The following is a 4,833-nucleotide window of genomic DNA, read 5'->3' as shown; positions in this document are numbered from 1 at the left end:
ACAAACCGGGTGGGACGGCCCGCAGCGGGGAATATTATAGACTGTCTTACCGGGATGGCGAGCGGCGCGTAAGACACCAGCACATTCGCGGGGGCAACACCGATTCGCCGATCACTCAGGCAAAAGTGGCAGAAGTGCGATCGCAACTTGCCGCCGGAATTCCCCCCGCCGAAATTGCCGCTACGCTGCGGAATTCTGGCAAAGCTCGGCAACCTTCGTCTTGCTAACTCCAGAATGCGCTGCAATCTGCGAGTAGCTTTTACCCTCGGCCCGCAACTGATGCACGAAGGCGATCGCCTTTTCCGAAACTCGCGGCCGGCCGAACTTGCGGCCCTTCGCCCGCGCCGCTGCAATTCCGCTCTTTACCCGCTCGCGGATCAGATCGCGCTCGAATTCAGCGATCGCCGCAAGCACCGCGGCCATCAATTTACCCTGCGGCGTATTCAGATCCAGGCTGATGCCGGATAAGGTAACGAGGCTAACTCCCCAAGCGTTCAAGCTCTGCAAACTTCCCAGCAGGTCGATCGTGCTGCGGCTCCATCGGGAAGCTTCAGTCACAAGCACCGCCGAAATTTTTCTCGCCTGGGCAGCCGCCATAATTTTTTTGCGTTCCGGGCGATCGGATGAAGCACCGCTTGCCGTTTCTCTAAAAACTTCGAGCACCTCATACCCGGCGCGATCGGCAAATTCTCTCAAATCCCGCTCTTGCCGATCGCAGTTTTGGTCGTCGGTACTCACCCGGCAGTAAATAATTGCCCGTATCAAATAACCCTCCCGTCTAAGGCAACTAAAACCCTGATTAAATCGAGGTTAATTTCCAACAATTAGCCGTATCAATTAAGAAGTGATTTCCGGTACGTCAATGCAGAACATTTTCACAATTTCATCCAACAACTGCCCCATCGTCAAATGCCGCCGAATCGATTCAATACGCAAATAGTTTTTGGTACTTTCGCTAACTTCTGTCTGAAGCTTTATACTGCTGTTACCAGTAATAGAGCGAGTAATGGAATCAGTAACAGTCTCATTGTTAATCATTAAAATTACCAGTAAGCTTATTCATATTATAGCTTATACCTTTAGGTAAAGTAATAATAAGTATTCTTACCCCAAAGAGATTTTATTGCCATAACTAGGTAAATGCAGCGTAGCGTGGCTGTACCAAACAGTTGCCTCCGGGCGGTATCGCTTATGCTTTCGCTCTTTCCCCAACACATTCTCTTTTTTTACTTTAGGAGCGACGGATTTAGGGGAAATCATTTGATTTAATTTTAAATATTCTTCGCGGATTTCATGTCCTTGAATCTTCAAAACTTGCTTAACTACGCGAACCCCTTCGGCTTGGGTGTTGCAATATATTTTAAAACTGTAGCCCCTCCCCCAGTCATGATAAACAACTATTTTATTTCCCCGATTCCAGCTAAAATCGGCCTTGAAAAACTCGCGGATTTTTTTAGATAGATTTTTAACATCAGCCTCATTTATCAATTTATTACTACTCGATACCAAAGTAGATGAATCCACAAAATTCATCAAATCAAAAGAAATCTCCCCTTTCAAAGGTGCGTACCCCGGGTCGGCTTGGACTCTTTTCTGAAAAAAGAACAATTTAACCTCTGGGTGCCCGGAGCGCTTAATTATCTCCTTAGTAGCACCTCCTAATTCTATTTTTTTAATCTCGTACCGCAGCAAGTCGCGCACAGCATCCAGCAAAGATGCTTGAAGCGCGATCGCAAATTCATTGCCACTGATTGTCAGAGTAAGTTTATCAAGAGCATCTTTTGCCGTTCCCTTGTCCTTCGCTGCCTTATCTTCTGCGGCCTTAATCTCTGCTGCGGTTGGTTCGGAGAATTCTAGGTCGTATACCGAGAAATAGCTACTGTCAGCAGCCTTATCGATTGATTGACCTTCTATCTTTGTGGGTTCATTAACCTTTTTTAATCGACTTTTAACTTTTTTCTCTGCACTCATATTACCTGTACTCGTATTGTATAAAATCGCTCAGTCCATCGCCGAATCCTTCTGTTACACCTTCTAGGAAATTGCCTAACGCTTCGTTCTCTTTTTTGATAGCGTCTAATCCTTCTTCTACTTTCTGGCTGATAATCCAAGGCTTGCCAGCTTCCGTACCCCAACTAGCAATCATTCTGTCTACCCAAGGAATGCCAGATTTAATATTTTGTTTGGCCCATTTCCTAAAATTGATGTAACCGATCGAAAATAAAGCATTTTTCGCAAACCGGAAAAATGCCCAACCTAAGCCTGACAAAGATTCTAAAATTTCTTGTGCAATTTGATTTTCGCCATTGTCCTCAAGCTCAAGAAACATTGTGGCAGTAGCTTTAATGTTGATTTTTAGCTTAGGCGTTTCTTTTCGATTGATTACGAACCCTGCCAAACTTCTTCCCGCCGCTTCCCCTGCTACGTTAGCTAATCCACTAAATGCCTTATTAATCTCAGCAAGAATTGCATCATCTGTCTTATTAAAATCAAAATTCCAAATTTGGGAACCAAAACTAACAGCAGCAGTAATTGCAGTGCCGCCAATTCCCGCTAAGGTAAGCCCTCCAACTGATACGCTACCTATCAAACCGGCTATCCCAGCGCCAACGGCTCCAATAATTCCAATCACAGCCGCCCCCGCTAATATCACAGCGCCAGCGCCAGCTACTACGGCGATCGGATCTTCCTTCAACCACTGCTTAAATAAATTCCAATCACCGCGCAATAAAGCGCTACCAAGCTCTTTAGCTCCATCTATTACATTTTTAGCTAAATTCTTTAAATTGATAAACCCTTTGCCCAGCCAGCTACTGACTACAGAGCCAGCGTCCTGAAAAAATTTACCTAATGATTTTCCTAGTTTCACGGCTAAACTGGTATCTTCCAAACTTAATCCGGGTGTTTCTTCGTCTTGTTTAGCCACTGATTCCTCTACTGGTATTAATACTAATTGAAGTAATAGAAAGGGGGAAAGAACAAACGCTTTAGTTACACTATACGAGTTTTTTAGTAGGCTGCGTTTGGGATACCTTTTTCAATTTGCGCTTGCTCGGCATCGAATCCTTGCCCGTTCTAGATTTTGCGTACTCAGTGTTGAATTCTTTTTCAAAATTATTAAATTGACCCACACCAATAGCACGATTAATATTCTGTCGCTCCAGTGCGCGAGTAATTCGCATCTCTTCCACCGCTTCTAAGATTTTAGCTTTGAGAGTAACTTTTATAAATTCCTTATTGATTTTGCCTTTACCTAAATCAATTGCCATTACTTTTCACTCACTGTTTATTTTTCAATTCTTCAAGTAACTCCACCAAACTAGATGCTTTGGGGTGTATTTCCTCTTTCACAATTGGATTTTTGCGTGTTTTCAACAAAGATGACAACAACTTTTCGGTAGATGTGTCATCGTTTAAATCTAGTGGTTTATTGGCTTTTTTCGGGTCAAATCCTTTTATTTTATCGTCTTGGTCTAAAACTAGATTGTACGAAGTCTCTACCTCTCCTTTAGCCCGTTTAGTAGTTACGCCGATGCAATCTATCACGCAGTCCATCTGATGACTTAAATGCGCTACGGCTACCAATAATTGTGTAACAGTAACACCCGTTCTGATGTCCATGTTTGTTCCCACATTTCCATCATCCACAATCTCGTACAGCATTTTGGTTACGGCTTCGGCCCATCCTGTTGCCGATAAATACTGCGAGTTCAAAGTTTGGTCGCCTTCTTTTACAGAATCAGTATCCTGAATTGCTATCACAGGATTGATTATTGTTCCGTGAGCCAGCGATTGAAACAGATGCTTTACTAAGTGGTAGTAGCTAGTTGCTTCTACACTTCCCTCAGCGCCGGGGATTAACAAATTAGTAGGAACTGGAAACTTTTTATCGTGAAAAAAATCGCCGTGCAATATTTTCTCGAAGTTTTGTAATTCCGACAAAATTGCATCGATCGCATCAGCGTAATTAGTAATTGTTTTAGCTTTTAACTTTTCGCGGGGTGTCACATCAACGAATTTTTCAAGCAACCTGCCTTTATTTCCTTTGCCTTTTGTGATTGATTCGCTTACTAAAACCTCTCTTAATTCTTCTAAAATATCTAATACTTCTTCGCAGCAATTATCCATGTGTGGTGGTACTCCAGGCTTTAATGGTGATACTCCAGGCTTTAATGGTGATCGTCTTCCAACAGGAATAACTTGATTGATTATGTTCTGAGTATTTCTAGGATAGCCATTAGACAAAGGCTTATTAGCCTCTATTACCCATTTTGCAATTGCTCGCATAGACCCGAAACACACAAAGCCATTGACTATACCTCCCGTGGAAGGAGGGTAAGGGCCGGTTTGATATTGAGAGGTAAGAGTTCCATAGCCAAAAGAAATTTGGCGAAAAGATGTGTTATCGCTTAGAATTATAGAAGCATAGCCAGGAACAGTAGAGTAAGAACTAAAACCAGAAGTAGACTGAACAAAAACATCATTTATCCGTCTGCTTCTAACTGCATCTGTTTGGATATTCAGTATTACTGGAATTGTCCAATATTGATAATATTGGGGCGCTATTACTACTTCAGGAATTTGGGTACATTTAACTTCTGAAATCCCTTCATAACGAAAAGTCTCTGTAGAACCGTTAAAAGCGCTGTAATAAGATTGACCAACTAACACATAACCTAATCCAGTATCAGTTATTGATAAAGGATCAATTCCTATTCTTGGATTGGGACTGGCAGGCAATTCTGGTTCCGGTTCCGGTTCTGGTTCTAGTTCACAACCAGGGTCAGGGTAAGTATGGGAAGCGACCACAATCCCCATAATTATTTTTGTTTC

6 protein-coding genes and 1 pseudogene are annotated in these 4,833 nt (G+C 42.8%); 1 reads left to right on the top strand and 6 read right to left on the bottom strand.

The annotated features are described in order from the left end of the window. Positions 1-227 (top strand): annotated as a pseudogene (locus QUA58_RS30815) (hypothetical protein); the annotation flags it as partial. Here QUA58_RS30815 and QUA58_RS30810 read toward each other — a convergent pair. The 6 genes from QUA58_RS30810 to QUA58_RS30785 all read right to left on the bottom strand — a co-directional run. After that, positions 181-765, bottom strand: coding sequence for a recombinase family protein (locus tag QUA58_RS30810; protein ID WP_333397931.1), 585 nt, complete (start codon positions 763-765; stop codon positions 181-183). The pseudogene QUA58_RS30815 and the gene QUA58_RS30810 overlap by 47 nt on opposite strands. Positions 766-837: 72 nt before the next feature. Continuing rightward, on the bottom strand, positions 838-1,038 hold the full coding sequence (locus QUA58_RS30805) for a hypothetical protein (RefSeq protein WP_333397930.1): 201 nt from the start codon (positions 1,036-1,038) through the stop codon (positions 838-840). Between the two features lie 66 nt (positions 1,039-1,104). Then, entirely contained in the window at positions 1,105-1,971 is an 867-nt protein-coding gene (locus QUA58_RS30800) for a hypothetical protein (protein WP_333397929.1), read from the bottom strand. 1 nt (position 1,972) lies between these two features. Next, positions 1,973-2,926: a hypothetical protein gene (locus tag QUA58_RS30795; protein ID WP_333397928.1), complete on the bottom strand. Its 954-nt coding sequence runs from the start codon at positions 2,924-2,926 to the stop codon at positions 1,973-1,975. 70 nt (positions 2,927-2,996) lie between these two features. Beyond that, on the bottom strand, positions 2,997-3,269 hold the full coding sequence (locus tag QUA58_RS30790; protein WP_333397927.1) for a hypothetical protein: 273 nt from the start codon (positions 3,267-3,269) through the stop codon (positions 2,997-2,999). A 10-nt stretch (positions 3,270-3,279) separates the two neighbouring features. Beyond that, a partial coding sequence (locus QUA58_RS30785; protein WP_333397926.1) for a hypothetical protein occupies positions 3,280-4,833 on the bottom strand: 1,554 nt, incomplete at its 5' end.

The organism is Microcoleus sp. N9_A1, assembly GCF_036701795.1.
Classification (GTDB): domain Bacteria; phylum Cyanobacteriota; class Cyanobacteriia; order Cyanobacteriales; family Microcoleaceae; genus Microcoleus.
This window is presented reverse-complemented; position numbering and strand designations above follow the sequence as displayed.